Consider the following 15757-nt stretch of genomic DNA (forward strand, 5'->3'; position numbering starts at 1 on the left):
GAAAACCTAACCGCTATTACGCAATCCGGCTGTCACGCCATTAATGGTCAAATGTATCGAACGCTTCACTTCTTCGCTATCTTCCCCTGATCGGTAGCGGCGCAATAATTCCACCTGCAAGTGATTTAGAGGATCAATGTAAGGCGTTCTATTTCGAATACTGCGCGCCAATGTTGGATTATCCTGCAATAACTCAGTATGACCAGTCACCGCAAACAGCCATTTCTGGCTCCTTTCCCGCTCTTCTTGAATCCGTCCGAAGATTTGTTCTCGTAATGTCGTATCTTCCACCAGTTCGGCATAGCGCGAAGCAATGCCCATATCCGTCTTGGCCAGAACCATATCCATATTCGACAGCAATGTTTGCATGAAAGGCCATTTCTGGAACATTTCCTTGAGTAATGCCAATCCTTCACCCTCTGCCTCTGAGCTCTCCTGATTCACAAAAGCTTCCACTGCATGGCCAAAACCATACCAGCCGGGCAGCATCATCCGGCTCAGACTCCAGCTGAACACCCAGGGAATTGCGCGCAAATCTTCAATAGCATCCGAATTCTTACGTGACGGGGGTCTGCTGCCGATATGCAATCCAGCCATCTCCCGTATTGGCGTAGATTCCAGAAAAAATTGCTTAAAGCCAGGCGTCTCATAGACCAGATCACGATAAGCTGCAAACGATGCGGAAGCGAGCTTTTCCATCGCAGCATAGTAACGATCTGCATTTGCGCCAATCACATCATGACTGAGCAACGTGGCCTCCATTGTCGCCGCAACCAATGTCTCAAGATTTCGCCGCCCTATTTCTGGTTCTGCATATTTGCTGCTGATGACTTCTCCTTGCTCAGTGACACGTATCTGGCCATTTACGCTACCGGGAGGTTGCGCCAGGATACTCTGATAGCTGGGCCCGCCCCCTCGTCCCACCGTACCACCGCGACCGTGAAATAACCGTAAGCCCACGTCATGCCTGGCAAAAATTTTGGTAAGTTCGATTTCAGCCTTATAAATTTCCCAATTTGAGGTAATGAAACCGCCATCCTTGTTACTGTCAGAATAACCCAGCATGACTTCCTGCACATTACCACGTGAATTTAATAGCTTACGATAATAGGGTAACGAAAATAATTGATCCATGATATGCCCGCAGCTACGCAGATCACCAATTGTTTCAAACAACGGGATGATATTGAGGTGTAATTGTGGATCTTTACCTGCCTCCAGCAATCCCACTTCCTGCAGCAGCAGAGCCACTTCAAGAATGTTCACAATCCCAGTAGTCATGGAAATGATGTAATTGGGCATCGCATCTCGCCCGAACCGACGATGAATTTCCGCTGCACATTGCAAAATACGCAGTTCTGATTGTGCCATTTCGGAATAAGCGGAATAAGATGCTGACAAAGGCCGCGGCGTGCTGATTTCTTCCAGTAACCATGCTATTCGTTGCTCTTCATCCAGTTGCACATATTCATGCCGTGTTCTGTGCTGGAATAATTCAGTCACGACTTGTTCATGAATTTTACTGTGCTGGCGCATATCCAAAGGAGCCAGATGAAAACCGAACACATCAACCGCGCGGCGCAAATTTCGCAATGCGCCGCGCGCTACCCACGAGGATTTATGTTGTTTCAGCGAACTAATGATGACATCGAGATCATGCAGAAATTCCGCGCTGCGTTCATACGGCTTGCAATTCGCCACCGAAACGGGTGGCGTAACCTGGTGACCGAGCTTGCGGCAAGTCTCTGCCAAGCGTGCAGCAAAACTGAGAAAAATTCGCCGGTACGGCTCATCGGATCGATTTGGAATATCGGGCGCCTTCGCAGCCAGCGCTTTTACCTCATCACTTACATCAACGATTCGCTCTGTCAAGCTCATTGAACGACCAATCTTGTTGACTTCGTCCAGATAAAAATCCAATGCCAGTCCGGATTGGCGTTCAATGGCCCGCATCATTGCTTCATGCGTGACGAAAGGATTGCCGTCCCGATCCCCGCCAATCCAACTGCCGATGCGAAGAAATGAAGTCACATATGGCGCATTCGCTCCCAGCAAACGTTCCAATAAATCCTCTATTTTGGCGTAGATATAGGGAATTTCCGTCAAGAACGTATAGCTGTAATAGGCCAAGCCATTTTCTATTTCATCATGTACCGTCAACCGTGTCGGCCGTAGCATGCGTGTTTGCCATAATATTTGAATGGTAGCCCGCAAACCTTCTTCATTATGGCGTAATTCGTTCGGAGTAAGTTCGGTGCGCGCACGTTCTTTGAGCAAACGCTCTATCGTTAACTGACAATCCAGAATGCTGCGTCGCTGAACCTCAGTGGGATGAGCGGTCAGAACCGGTGAAACAACCGCTTTTTTAAAGAATTCATTGAGGACAGTCGCGTTTTTTCCTTCCAATACACGCTCCAGCGCTAATGTTACGCTCCCCGCCTGAGGCGTGGAACCTGCCCGCAGGTGTGCACGACGACGCCGATTATGATGAACGTCTTCAGCAATGTTAGAAAGCAAGGAAAAATAGCTAAATGCCCGAACGACAGGCAATGAATCTTTGTCACTCAGTCGATTCAGAATGAGATCAAGCTCCTGCCGAGCTTTCGGGTCCTGATCCCGATGAAAGCGAATTGCAGTTTGGCGTATATTTTCAACCAGCTCAAAAGCACTTTCACCTTCTTGTTCTCGTAGGGTATCCCCCAGCATCCGGCCCAGAAAACGAATATCCTCGCGCAATGGCAGATCTTTATCTCTCTCCACTAAATTCTCGGCTCTTATAGTCCCTACATCAGCAGCACTCATTGCAATAGTCATCCACGGTTAAAAATGAATCCAGCACATGCTTGCAACAAGCCAAGTCAGTACTGACCATGCTAAAATGATTACCAATAAGATTTCTTTGAAGATTTTTTTGTAATTTTTTCATTTTATAAATTAATGCCCAACTCATTCTTACCCCCCAAGAAACTAGTCATCGCCTCCCGAGAGAGTCTACTGGCCATGTGGCAAGCCCAGTTTATTCAAAACCGTTTAAGCGAATTATACCCGCAAACTGAAATCAGCATACTCGGCATGACTACGCGCGGTGATCAGATTCTGGATCAATCGTTATCGAAGATCGGCGGAAAAGGTCTCTTCATCAAAGAACTGGAACAAGCTCTAGAAGATGGCCGGGCCGATATTGCGGTGCATTCAATGAAAGATATGCCGATGAATGTACCCGAAGGATTCAGGCTTGCCGCCATCACGGAACGAGAAGATCCTCGAGATGCTTTCGTTTCCAATCAGTATGCCAATCTTGAATCACTGCCAGCAGGCAGTATTGTAGGCACATCCAGCTTGCGCAGAGAAAGTCAATTACGCGCTCGGTTTTCCAATCTCCAGGTACAACCTTTGCGTGGCAATGTGCAGACCCGTTTACGCAAACTCGATGAGGGGCAATATGCTGCCATCATTTTGGCGGCCGCGGGGTTAAAGCGGCTGGGACTATCAGAGCGAATCACTGCGTTGCTTAGTCCTGAGCAGAGCTTACCTGCGGTAGGACAGGGCGCTCTAGGCATCGAATGCCGAGAGGATCGTACAGATTTAATAACGATGATGCAACCCTTGCATCATCCAGAAACTGCTCATTGTGTGGAGGCGGAGCGGGCTATGAGCCGCTTACTGGGAGGTAGCTGCCAGGTTCCGCTGGGGGCATTCGCGAAAATTGTCGATGGCAATCTTCAATTGCGCGGCTTTGTTTCGCAGCCCGATGGAACGCGCATTGTGAATGCTGAACTCAATGGCAAACCAGAAAACGGCATCAAAATGGGTGAGGAACTTGCTCAACAGCTTATCCAGCAAGGAGCGGATAAAATTCTGGCCAGCTTAGTTCATGCCGAGGGGTGGAAATAGCATTGCCTCTGGATCAGCAACTGAGCGGCATCAATGTCTTGGTAACCCGGCCGGCACATCAAGCAGCATTTCTCTCAGACCGCATTCGTGCCATGGGAGGTAACCCCGTTCTGTTCCCGGTGCTCGAAATTACCGATATTGATGACCAAACACCTTTGATTGACTTGATTACACGCTTGGATGAGTTTGATTGGGCAATTTTTGTCAGTCCCAACGCCATCAATAAAGCGCTGAAGCTGATTTCCGAACAACATTCTCACTTACCCCCGCAGTTGAGAATCGCTGTGGTCGGAAAAGGTAGCGCCGATGCTCTGAAACGCCACGGAATCCATGAGGTACTCGTGCCGACTGATCAGTTTGACAGCGAGGCGCTACTCAAGTTGAGCGAATTACAGAACATGAAAGGAAAACGCGTTGTCATCTTCCGGGGTAATGGTGGGCGGCAGTTATTGGGCGACACACTCGTTAGGCGTGGCGCCATTGTCGAATATGCCACGTGTTACCGGCGCGAGAAACCCAGTGTGGATACCGCACCATTATTGACGGCCTGGTCGCAAAACCAGATACATGCAGTAATCGTCACCAGCAGTGAAGGCTTGCATAATTTATTTGACATAATAGGCAGCCTTGGCCAACAATTGCTGAAATCAACCCCCATCTTTACAGTTCATGAGCGTATCGCACTAACAGCAAGAGATCTTGGGTTAAAAGAGATTGTGTATTCACCTTCACATGGAGATGAAGGATTACTTGAAAGTCTGCGCGTATATTTTAATTCGAAATTAGAATAATGATGCCAACTCAAAAAGATATGAACGACTGTCTTCAAAAAGAGACGCTTTCAGACCATCTCATTCTATCGCTTCAATTGATCGTTTTTAATATGCATGAGCAGTGCTCACCACGATTTAATTTTAATAATTGTCGATCCTACCCTAATGAGGAGAACCTATGAAACTAATAATCTGGCTACTCGCGCTGTTCGCTGCCGCCGTAGCTGTAACGCTGGCTGCTAAATATGCTACTGGGCATGCATCGATCGTCATGCCGCCCTATCAATTGGAACTCTCACTCGAGCACTTCATCATCGGGGTAGTCGCAGCATTTTTCGTTTTTTATATTTTAGTACGATTGATATTAGGGATCTTTGGGTACAGTCAGCATTATCGTCATAAAAAAACCGATACCACGTTACTGTCTGGACTAAAATCATATTTCGAAGGAAATTATGCCAAAGCACAGAAAAATGCTGCAACAGCCTTAAAATTAACCGATTCACCCATCATCACCGCGATCAGCGCTGTCATTGCGGCACGCTCAGCACATGAGCTCGACGATACCAAAGCACGCGATCAATACATCGACACCGCACTTCGCAAAGCACCGGCGGAGAAATCTTTGAGCCTGATGGCGAAAGCCGATTTTTTATTGAGCGAAGGCAATCATCAGGAAGCGCTTGAAACACTGCATGGCTTATATGCGAATGGCGGATTGCAACCCTCTTCTGCGCTTCAACTTGAACTGAAAGCACAGCAGCAAGCAAACAATTGGGATGCAGTGCTAGAACTCGCCAATATCCTTGCAAAACGCCAATCCACCAACCAAGCATTGGTGAAGAAATTGAAGCATGATGCTCAACTGGAAAATATCAAGCGCAAAGGAACTGATCTGCATACGCTCAATCACTACTGGCAAAGCCTCGCTCCGCTGGAAAAAATGGACAGCAAGGTAGCCGCTGCTGCGACCCGCGCTTATATCGCTTTGGGAAGTTGTTCGACTGCGCACCAGATCATCGAACAAAACGTTCCGGTCACGTGGGACAATGAGTTGATCGAACTGTATGCGGAATGCTTGGATTATCATGTCAACCGTCAAATCGAATGTGCCGAAGTCTGGCTCAAATCCCATCCCAACAATGCACAGTTATTGCTTACCTTGGGTAAGCTCTGTACACATTGCGAGCTTTGGGGCAAAGCGCAGAATTACCTGGAAGCCAGCCTGTCCGTGGAACCTGGACAGAAGGCACATTTTGCATTAGCGCAACTCAATGAAAAACTGGGCAAACATGAATTAGCGATGGATCATTACAATAAAGGGCTTGAACTGACGCTCAAGCAATTAAGCTGAGCTATCCCCCTGCACACTGATACTCTTGGGGAGAAACATTTAAAACAGTGGCGAATGACGCGCGATCAGACACGAGGGAAATCAGGCAAAAACGCAATTCAAGATAAAAGGAAGGATAATCAGCGTTCTGAACCTGATTCCCGGGAAACTAAGTACATAGCTTTTAAAACTCTTCGTTATGCATTACTAGTTGACGGTGTAAACACATCAGAGAAAAAAGCATCTTTAGGTAAACCGCATTGCGTCGTAAAGTCATGGTAGGCCGCTTTCACCATCAGAGGTGTGCCGCAGGCATAGACCTGATAAGCGCTCAAGTCATCAAAATCCCGCATCACCGCCTGATGCACCAGACCAGTTCCTCCTTCCCAATGATCGGATTCCAGCGGCTCGGACAGCACAGGAACATAGGTGAAATTATCGTGCTCCCGCTGCCACTGTTCCGGCAGATCAGTCAGATACAGATCCGCCTTGGTGCGCGCGCCCCAATATAGAATCATTTTCCGTTTATTTTCTCGAGTTCTCTCTTGAAAGAAAACATACTCCAGAATACTTTTGATCGGTGCAAATCCAGTGCCGCTCGCCAAAAAAATGATCGGCCCGTTCCCTGGTGTATCGCGAAGAAAAAATGAACCCAACGGCCCCCTGAACCGAAGCATGTCCTTGACCTTCATTGTGGTAAATACATGTTCGGTAAATACCCCGCCTGGGTAATTACGCGCATGTAATTGTAGAAACTCGTCATCCTGGGGTGCATTTGCAATCGAAAAACTGCGACGTTTTCCATCCTTCAGCAGAATATCGATATATTGACCGGCAAGAAATTGCAATCTCTGATTGGCCGGCAGCTTTAGAAAAATAACCATCACATCAGGTGCAACCAATTCCAGTTTTTCGACCCGACAAGGCAGCGTCTTGATTTCGATATCCTTAATAGCGCTGATCTCATGGCATTCAATAATCAGATCGGATAAAGGGGAAGCACTGCAAAACAGCGCATCGCCAGCTTCAATGTCTTCTTTGGACAGAGTCTCTTCATTATATCGACCATAATCGACCTTTCCTTGTATGATCTTGCCCTTGCAAACGCCGCAAGAACCGTTGCGACATCCGTACGGCAACGAGAACCCTTCGCGCAACGCCGCATCTAGAATTGTTTCGCCGGGCTCAACTTGTATGACATGCCCGCTGGGCTGAATAACGATTTGATACGACATTGAATAGCAAGCAAATAAAAAATATAATCAATCAAAAACTAGCGACTATGAAAAAAACTTTGTTAATTGTTGGTTGTGGTGATATTGCACAGCGCGTAGCGCCTCTGCTGCAGAAATATTATCGCATCATCGGCCTATGTCGAAATGTAGAGAACCTCGGTCAATTACAATCGCATGGAATTATTCCCATTCTCGGGGATTTAGATAATCCGAAGAGTCTTGAGAAGCTCGCTGGCATTGCACAACGGGTACTACACCTAGCTCCCCCTCCTAACCACGGATTACGTGACCGGAGAACTAAACATCTGCTGTCTGCATTGTCCAAACGAACAAAAAAACATGGCTCGATTTTACCACATCGCCTACTCTATATCAGTACCAGCGGGGTGTATGGAAATTGTGACGGCGCGCTGATTGATGAAACGTATCCAGTACATCCAGAAAATGATCGCGCCTTACGCCGACTGGATGCGGAAAAAAACATCCGTGATTGGGGAAGGCGCAACCGGGTTGCCGTCTCAATTTTGCGTGTACCCGGCATTTATGCAGCCGATCGGTTGCCCTTGAAGCGCCTTCGCGAAGGCCATCCTGCCTTATCGGCTACGGATGATAGCTATACCAATCACATCCATGCAGACGATCTTGCGCGAATAATCTGTGCAGCACTGCAGTTTGCTAAACCGAACCGAATTTACCACACCAGCGATGATTCTCATCTGAAAATGGGGGACTATTTTGACCTCGTCGCAGATTATTTCGATTATCCCCATCCACCTCGCATCACCCGAGAAGAAGCCAAGCAATGCATTTCCCCTATCATGTTTTCTTTTATGAAAGAGTCCAGACGCTTAAAAAACACACGCATGAAAAAAGAATTACATGTTCAATTGTTGTATCCGACCGTCCACCAGGGCATCGAAGCTGCCAAAGCCGCCAAACAATAGATAACTGTTCAGTTTGGCCTGGTGAGTTAAAAATGATCGTCGCTTTTCACTCAGCAATTTTTGCGAAAGAGTAAACAGCGGTCAGGCAGCACTCTTTGGTAAACGCACGGTTATGAAATTGTAAGCAGAATAAGCCTGCATTCAATGCAACCAGATCTTCAGCCTAGTCATTTTCAGAGTTTCCCTAAGAATTTAACAAACTCTGCCGTTAAGACCCGCACACATTCAGAATAATTCAGGCCACATTTTTTTCATCAACAAGCAATACTGGATTACCTTGGGATCAGGAGTTCATTCTTATGGCAACTTTAACAGCGCGTGCAGAAAAGAAAATCAAAGAAATTAACTATTCATGGGAAGGAAAAGATAAAACCGGTAAAGAAATAAAAGGTGAAATGCGCGCTGCCGGAACGGTTGTCGTCACATCTACGCTGCGCCGCCAAGGTATCAAAGTGACCAAAATAAAGAAAGTACAATCAGGCGGAAAAATTACCGATAAAGATATCACTCTGTTTACCCGTCAATTGGCCACCATGATGAAATCTGGGGTACCACTTTTGCAGGCTTTTGACATCGTGGGTAAAGGACACAGCAATCCGGCGGTACGAAAACTATTGATGGACATCAAAACCGATGTCGAAACCGGTAGTAATTTGGCAGATGCATTTCGCAAGTATCCGCTGTATTTTGATGCATTGTTTTGCAATCTTGTAAAAGCAGGCGAAGCGGCTGGTATTTTGGATAGTCTGCTGGATCGCTTGGCCACTTACAAAGAAAAAATTCAGGCTATTAAAGGCAAGGTCAAGTCTGCACTTTTTTATCCCATTTCGATCATTGTCGTCGCATTCGTGATCACAGCCGTTATCATGATTTTTGTCATTCCGGCCTTTAAAGATCTGTTCGAAGGATTCGGTGCTGAGTTACCCGCTCCCACATTGATTGTCATGAATATTTCCAACTTCTTCGTCGCGTATTGGTGGGCTATCATTGGCTGCTTGGGAGGAGGAATTTATTCTTTCATGTACGCTTGGAAGCGTTCAGTAGCCATGCAGCGCGTGATGGATCGATTTGTACTCAAGCTGCCTATCTTCGGGGAAGTCATCCGTAAGGCCACCATTGCACGCTGGTCACGAACCCTGTCGACCATGTTTGCGGCCGGCGTTCCGTTAGTCGAATCGCTGGATTCCGTCGCCGGAGCAGCAGGAAATCATATCTATTATGAAGCGACCAAAAATATTCAATTAGAAGTGAGCACAGGTAACAGCTTGACGTCATCGATGGCCAATACTACTGTATTCCCAAGCATGGTAGTACAAATGGTCGCTATTGGCGAAGAGTCCGGTTCACTGGATTCCATGCTCGGAAAGGTAGCTGACTTTTATGAAGCTGAGGTTGATGACGCTGTTGCCGCGCTATCGAGTTTGATGGAACCCATGATCATGGTCGTGCTGGGAACGCTGATCGGCGGCATGGTCGTTGCCATGTATTTACCCATCTTTAAAATGGGGATGGTCGTCAATTAATTCTGAATCTTGCAAATTATTTCCTAAAATATCGCTTATGACATTTATTTCGATGTTGCAAGACATGCCGGTTTTCTTTATTGGGTTCGTCACACTCATGGGTCTGATGGTTGGCAGTTTTCTGAATGTCGTCATCTATCGTCTGCCCGAAATGATGAAAAGAAATTGGCAGCAACAATGTGCAGAACTGCGCGGCGAAGTGATAGAGCCACAAGCAACCTTCAATTTGATTTTTCCGCGGTCGGCCTGTACTCATTGTGGACACACAATCACTGCGCTGGAAAATATTCCGGTAATCAGCTACATCGTTTTGCAGGGGCGCTGTTCTCGATGTCATACACCGATCTCGTGGCGTTATCCTCTGGTAGAGGCAATATCAGCTATCATGAGCGGTGTGGTTGCGTGGCATTTTGGCTTTGGCTTGATGACAATTGCAGCACTGATGTTTGTATGGACCCTCATTGCACTCGCAGTCATCGATTTGAATACGCAATTACTCCCCGATGACATCACCCTGCCCTTGCTTTGGTTGGGGTTGCTCATTAATATGACTCACGGCTTTACGGACATTCATTCTGCGATCATCGGCGCTGTGGCAGGATATCTTTCGCTATGGCTGGTTTATTGGAGCTTCAAGTTAATAACCGGAAAAGAAGGCATGGGGTATGGCGATTTCAAGTTGCTTGCTGCGATAGGGGCATGGTTGGGATGGCAAATGCTGCCGCTGGTTCTTCTTTCTTCATCCTTAGTTGGCGCATGCGTCGGAATCGGATTGATCGTTGCTGCAAAACTGAAGAATAATATGCCGATCCCATTCGGACCCTATTTGGTCGGTGGCGCAGTCATTGCGCTATTCTGGGGTGAACAACTCAATAATGCATATCTCCGGCTGTTTTAATCGATGCCCTTGATTATCGGACTCACCGGCGGAATAGGTTGTGGTAAATCTGCAGCTAGTCAGCTTTTTTCTGAGCTAGGAATCGATGTCATTGATACCGATGTCATTTCACAGCGATTAACCCAATCGGCAGGTTTGGCGATTGATCTGATCCAAAAAGAATTTGGGAAAGATTTCATTACTGCCGACAACGCGTTGAATAGAAGCAAAATGCGCCAATTTGTCTTTTCGAATGATGAAGCACGACTCAGGCTCGAGAACATTCTTCACCCGCTCATTCTTCAGGAAACTTTGCTGCACATTGAACAATCGCATTCGGCCTATATTATCCTGGTTGTCCCGCTGCTATTAGAAAATAAGGAATACCGCGCACTTGTTCAACGCATTCTCGTGATTGATTGCGATGAAGAACAGCAATTAAGGCGAACCATGTCGCGCAGCCGATTAACCGAACAGCAAGTAAGAGCCATCATGGCCGCTCAGGTTTCACGGCAAACTCGCTTGCGCAATGCTGACGACATCGTCGTCAATAATCATGATCTCGCTCATCTAAGGTCGCAAGTTATTCAGCTGCACCGCACATATCTCTCGCTTTCACAGAATTTGGCACCCCCAATGTCATGAATGCTCACTGAAAGTCCGAAATATCTTCTATTCGTTGATCAGCATCGCGCAATAAATCCAGCCTCCAAAGAATTCTCTGAAGAACAGAGGAATTATTCTGGCCGAATCCGTGCAAAAGCTCTGAAACAAGTGGCGAACTCGAGGCAGGCAGGATAACCAACTTTGAAAACCCAAATTCCATTTAGTATAGGACCTGATTTTAGCGCAGGCCGATATCAACCGGTCGAGTGCGTTAGCTTTTCAAAGTTTGCTTAAAGCCCGTCTTGTTCTAATGAAATGCCTGGCATAGGTTAAAATACGCAGCTTTATAACCATCGATTGACGAAATTCATCGATTCTACAAAAACTTCAGCCCATATAAGGACTTCTATGAAATACCAGACCGATGATTTGCGTATTATCGGCGTACATGAGCTTACTCCTCCGGTAGAACTGCATCGTGAATATCCGATGACGGAGTTGGCTACCGAAACGGTTTTTTCTGCGCGACAAGCCATTCATCGCATTCTTCACGGGGAAGATGACCGCTTGTTGGTGATTGTGGGTCCGTGTTCGATTCATGACGTGGATGCCGCGCTGGAGTATGCGGCCCGCCTGAAACACCTGCGTGAAACATTGAAGCAGCACCTGCATATCATCATGCGGGTTTATTTTGAAAAACCGCGCACGACCATCGGTTGGAAGGGATTGATCAATGATCCGGATTTGAACGACAGCTTTCACATCAACAAAGGATTAAGAATGGCACGCCGGTTGTTGCTCGACTTGAATACGATCGGCATGCCTTCAGCCACGGAATATCTTGATCTCATCAGTCCACAGTATTTATCAGATTTGATCTGTTGGGCCGCTATCGGCGCCCGCACGACTGAAAGCCAGGGACATCGGGAGCTGGCTTCGGGGGTATCATGCCCGATCGGCTTCAAGAATGGTACCTATGGCAATTTGAATATCGCCATTGACGCCATTGGTGCAGCATCACGCCCGCACCACTTTTTATCGGTTACAAAAGAAGGTCATACGGCCATTTTTGCTACCAAAGGAAATGAAGATTGCCATATCATTTTGCGAGGTGGCCGTAAACCTAACTATGATCCCGCCAACGTTGCTTCAGCAGTGGAAGAATTAAACAAAGCCCAATTGCCGCCCCGTTTAATGATCGATTTCAGCCACGCCAATAGTCACAAGGATTATCGACGCCAACCGGAAGTAGCGGCGAACGTGGCCCAGCAAATCTCCGCGGGAAATAATGCGATTTGTGGCGTGATGATTGAAAGTCATTTGGTTGAAGGCAACCAAAAAGCTGAAGGTAAAAAACTCGAGGAACTGACTTACGGGCAAAGCATTACCGATGGTTGCATTGGCTTTGAAACAACAGAACAGGTATTGCATCAGCTAGCTGATGCAATCGAGCAACGACGGAATTAAGAGAACTCTACATACTTCTTAGACTACAAAATACGTTCCCGAATATTGATGGATTTTTCGATCATTGTCACTTTTACTGCGGCTTGATCTGGCAATGCTCGCAAATGCCATGAAGTTCCAATTGCTGATGTGCCAGGGTAAAACCGGTGCTTTGAATGCTGCGCTCCAATTCCGCGATGATATGCTGTTTGATGCCGATCTCTTTCACACTACCACAGCGATCGCAAATCAGGAACTGAGGCGTCTCATGCTGATGCTCACAGGTGATGTGAGCACATGACATATACTGGCCAGATGTCTCAAGTTTGTGAACCAGCTTTTCCTGAATGAGAAAATCAAGCATGCGATATACCGACATTACGGGGAGTGCCTCGTGAAAATGGGTTTTATAGCGCTCAACAATTTCATACGCAGATAATGGTGTAGCAGCAGCAAGCAAAACGATCAACACGTTCTTACGCTTATCGGTCAATTTTGCGCCTGCTAAGGTGCACACTTCCTGTGATTTTTTGATGATCTGATCAATATCAAGTGGCATATCGCTGGATTTCATGGCTTTGGAACAGTATAAGAATTCTGCAAAGATATAGCTTTGAACTTCAAAATCAGAAGCATACTTTAATATGGATAGTTATTTTACTCAATGATTTTCTTGATGATTCAGATCACATCTTTTCACCGCCAGCGCCAAACTCCGATGATCGTCCACCCGATCTTGAAATAGCGCTCAGAGCAGGTAAAACACGCAGCTTCACCGTTAACCCTGAATGCAATATCACGCTCAGAATAGTCTTGTCGTCTGCTATGATATAACATAACATAAGAAATAAAACCTAGAGTTTTATTGCGATACTGATCGACCAATGAGATCGCTATCGCCTGTGGGTAAATTTGCTTATCGTGATTAGAAATAAAAGACTTCTGAAAGGGCAAGGAAGCAGCATGAGAATTTCCCGGAAAGGGCGACAAACCGCTAATCAGCACACCGTTTCTATGTCTTCAGCTCATGACGTCATCGTGCTATTGATAGTCCTAAGCATATCGCCCCTCTATGCACAAGAGGCGGCCCATTCACCAAAATTACCGGGGATGACGGTTACCGCCTCACCCTATGAGAACCGCGACGAGCCGGAAATGACACAACCGGTCAATATCATGCAAGGCGATCACTTACGTCGTAAGCGCGAAGCCAGTTTGGGCGATACCCTGTCCCAGGAATTGGGGGTTTCATCGAGCTCATTCGGTCCGGGAGCCAGCCGCCCCATCATTCGTGCTTTGGATGGTCCGCGTATCCAGATTCTGGAAAACGGTATTGGAACGCTCGATGCGTCTTCCTTGAGTCCCGACCACGCCGTTACGGTAGAGACATTGAATGCATCCCAGATCGAAATTTTACGCGGACCGGCCACTTTATTATATGGCGGAGGTGCGACTGGCGGGGTGGTCAATGTTGTGACGGATCGGATTCCGACACGATTGTTCAAAACGGCTTCGGGCAATGCTGAAATCCGCGGCAATACCGCAACCGAAGAAAAAGCAGGATCATTCAACGTTAATAAGAGTTTCGGACAGATGTCGTGGAGTCTGGGTGCTTTCAAGCGCAAAACAGAAGATTACTCCATACCTGGATATGCCAATAACAGTCATCTGCCAATTCATAGCAGCCATGATCCGCAAGCGAATCCAAATGACAGGCATATCGTCAGAAATAGTGCGGTGGATTCACAGGGCTTGTCAGTGGGAGGATCTTATATTGGTGAACGCGGATTTTTAGGTGGATCGATCTCCTTGCTGGAAAATAATTACGGAATTCCCAGTCCGGAGCTGGCGAGCGTGGATCAAACGCAAGCACGTTACAATTTGTCCGGCCAACTTGATCAACCCGTAGCCGGCATAGAAAAAATCAAAGTTCGCACCGGATACAACGACTATAAGCACAAGGAAATCGAAAACAGCGGAGAAGTCGCAACGCGCTTCAAGAACCACGAGCTCGAAACCCGCGCCGAATTCCTGCATGCACCCATCGCCGGAGTGACTGGTTTATTTGGTGTTCAATTTCAAGATCGCAAATTTTCCGCTATCGGCGAAGAAGCCATTGTGCCGATTACTCAGTCACGTTCTACTGGGATTTTTATCGTTGAGGAACGCAATTGGGAAAAGGTGCGGCTCGAATTTGGCGGCCGTTATGAACATGCCTTTCGCAACCCGCAAAATATTACCGACCCATCGCGCGGATTCGATCTTTTTAGTGGATCAACCGGCGCATCGTGGAATTTCTTTCAGGATTACCATATAGGATTGATCGCAATTCACGGTCAGCGTGCGCCGGCAATTGAAGAGTTATACGTGAATGGCATCCATCACGGTACCGCGACATTCCAAGTGGGCGACCACGCGCTGCGCAAAGAGGCTCACAACAATGTCGATCTATCCTTGAGCAAGAAATCCGGCTTTATGAGATGGAAGGTTAACGCCTTTTATAATCGATTCAACCATTATATCTTCTATAAAAGCGTCGATAGCAATGGCGACCGGTTAGCCGATCGCGTCAACCACGACGGTGAATTAACGGCGGATGGCGAATTCCTGGTGCAGAACTTGGCGCAAACCGACGCGGTATTTTATGGCGCAGAAGCGGAAGTGGTTTTTTCCCTCAGGCCGGACAATTTGGATTTACGCCTGTTTACCGATTATGTCAGAGCCAGGCTCGGTCAGCATAACGGTAACGTTCCGCGGGTTACACCACAACGGTTCGGTTTCGAATTAAATTACCGTTCCGGGCCGTTCGCAACCAACCTGACCACGATCCACGTATTGCGTCAAAATAAGGTTGCAGAACTGGAAACCCACACGTCCGGTTATACCTTGCTCAACCTTGAGGCGAGCTATCGGCTCAGATCAACCCGGTCAAACGGAATCTGGCTATTTGTACAAGGCAGGAATTTACTCGATGAAGAAATGCGCGTGCATACATCTTATCTGAAGAATTTCGCACCGTTGCCGGGAAGGGCGCTGATCGCAGGGATACGATCGGATTTTTGAAACAATCAGCACATTACCCAATCCCGTGAGTCACTCGTTATTTTCAGAACCTTCTTAGGTAAC

At 47.1% G+C, this 15757-nt stretch carries 12 protein-coding genes; 9 read left to right on the plus strand and 3 right to left on the minus strand.

Features of this window, described 5'->3' with window-relative positions; all coding sequences use genetic code 11:
- Positions 1-6: 6 nt before the first annotated feature.
- Complete coding sequence (gene ppc / locus ABF87_RS03745) at positions 7-2802, minus strand: phosphoenolpyruvate carboxylase (RefSeq protein WP_193567991.1); 2796 nt, start codon at positions 2800-2802, stop codon at positions 7-9.
- A gap of 135 nt (positions 2803-2937) precedes the next feature.
- Here ppc and hemC point away from each other — a divergent pair, with 135 nt between their 5' ends.
- The 3 genes from hemC (at position 2938) to ABF87_RS03760 (ending at position 6021) form a co-directional block, all read left to right on the plus strand.
- Positions 2938-3894 carry a hydroxymethylbilane synthase gene (gene hemC, locus ABF87_RS03750; RefSeq protein WP_160827798.1) on the plus strand — a complete coding sequence of 319 codons (957 nt, stop codon included), beginning with the start codon at positions 2938-2940 and terminating at the stop codon, positions 3892-3894.
- Positions 3895-3896: 2 nt separating this feature from the next.
- Positions 3897-4685, plus strand: a complete 789-nt coding sequence (locus tag ABF87_RS03755) for a uroporphyrinogen-III synthase (protein ID WP_160827799.1) — start codon at positions 3897-3899, stop codon at positions 4683-4685.
- 160 nt (positions 4686-4845) lie between these two features.
- A complete protein-coding gene (locus ABF87_RS03760) occupies positions 4846-6021 on the plus strand; it encodes a heme biosynthesis HemY N-terminal domain-containing protein (protein ID WP_160827800.1) in 1176 nt (391 codons plus the stop codon).
- A 176-nt stretch (positions 6022-6197) separates the two neighbouring features.
- On the opposite strand, the gene ABF87_RS03765 is transcribed toward ABF87_RS03760, so the two are convergent.
- On the minus strand, positions 6198-7235 hold the full coding sequence (locus tag ABF87_RS03765) for a CDP-6-deoxy-delta-3,4-glucoseen reductase (RefSeq protein WP_160827801.1): 1038 nt from the start codon (positions 7233-7235) through the stop codon (positions 6198-6200).
- 47 nt (positions 7236-7282) lie between these two features.
- Between ABF87_RS03765 and ABF87_RS03770 the strand changes: the two genes are divergently transcribed.
- The 5 genes from ABF87_RS03770 to aroG all read left to right on the plus strand — a co-directional run bounded on the left by ABF87_RS03770 (position 7283) and on the right by aroG (position 12652).
- A complete protein-coding gene (locus ABF87_RS03770; RefSeq protein WP_160827802.1) occupies positions 7283-8179 on the plus strand; it encodes an SDR family oxidoreductase in 897 nt (298 codons plus the stop codon).
- A gap of 299 nt (positions 8180-8478) precedes the next feature.
- Positions 8479-9702, plus strand: a complete 1224-nt coding sequence (locus tag ABF87_RS03775; RefSeq protein WP_160827803.1) for a type II secretion system F family protein — start codon at positions 8479-8481, stop codon at positions 9700-9702.
- A 37-nt stretch (positions 9703-9739) separates the two neighbouring features.
- Positions 9740-10600 carry an A24 family peptidase gene (locus ABF87_RS03780; RefSeq protein WP_160827804.1) on the plus strand — a complete coding sequence of 287 codons (861 nt, stop codon included), beginning with the start codon at positions 9740-9742 and terminating at the stop codon, positions 10598-10600.
- Positions 10601-10603: 3 nt separating this feature from the next.
- Positions 10604-11224, plus strand: coding sequence for a dephospho-CoA kinase (gene coaE, locus ABF87_RS03785; protein ID WP_160827805.1), 621 nt, complete (start codon positions 10604-10606; stop codon positions 11222-11224).
- Between the two features lie 369 nt (positions 11225-11593).
- The gene (gene aroG / locus ABF87_RS03790; protein WP_160827806.1) at positions 11594-12652 is read left to right on the plus strand and encodes a 3-deoxy-7-phosphoheptulonate synthase AroG; all 1059 of its coding nucleotides are present in this window, start codon (positions 11594-11596) and stop codon (positions 12650-12652) included.
- A 73-nt stretch (positions 12653-12725) separates the two neighbouring features.
- Here aroG and ABF87_RS03795 read toward each other — a convergent pair whose 3' ends face one another.
- The gene (locus tag ABF87_RS03795; RefSeq protein ID WP_205012656.1) at positions 12726-13190 is read right to left on the minus strand and encodes a Fur family transcriptional regulator; all 465 of its coding nucleotides are present in this window, start codon (positions 13188-13190) and stop codon (positions 12726-12728) included.
- Between the two features lie 404 nt (positions 13191-13594).
- Here ABF87_RS03795 and ABF87_RS03800 point away from each other — a divergent pair, with 404 nt between their 5' ends.
- Complete coding sequence (locus ABF87_RS03800) at positions 13595-15694, plus strand: TonB-dependent receptor (protein ID WP_160827808.1); 2100 nt, start codon at positions 13595-13597, stop codon at positions 15692-15694.
- Positions 15695-15757 lie beyond the last annotated feature (63 nt).

Source organism: Nitrosomonas sp. JL21 (assembly GCF_009833095.1).
Lineage (GTDB): Bacteria > Pseudomonadota > Gammaproteobacteria > Burkholderiales > Nitrosomonadaceae > Nitrosomonas.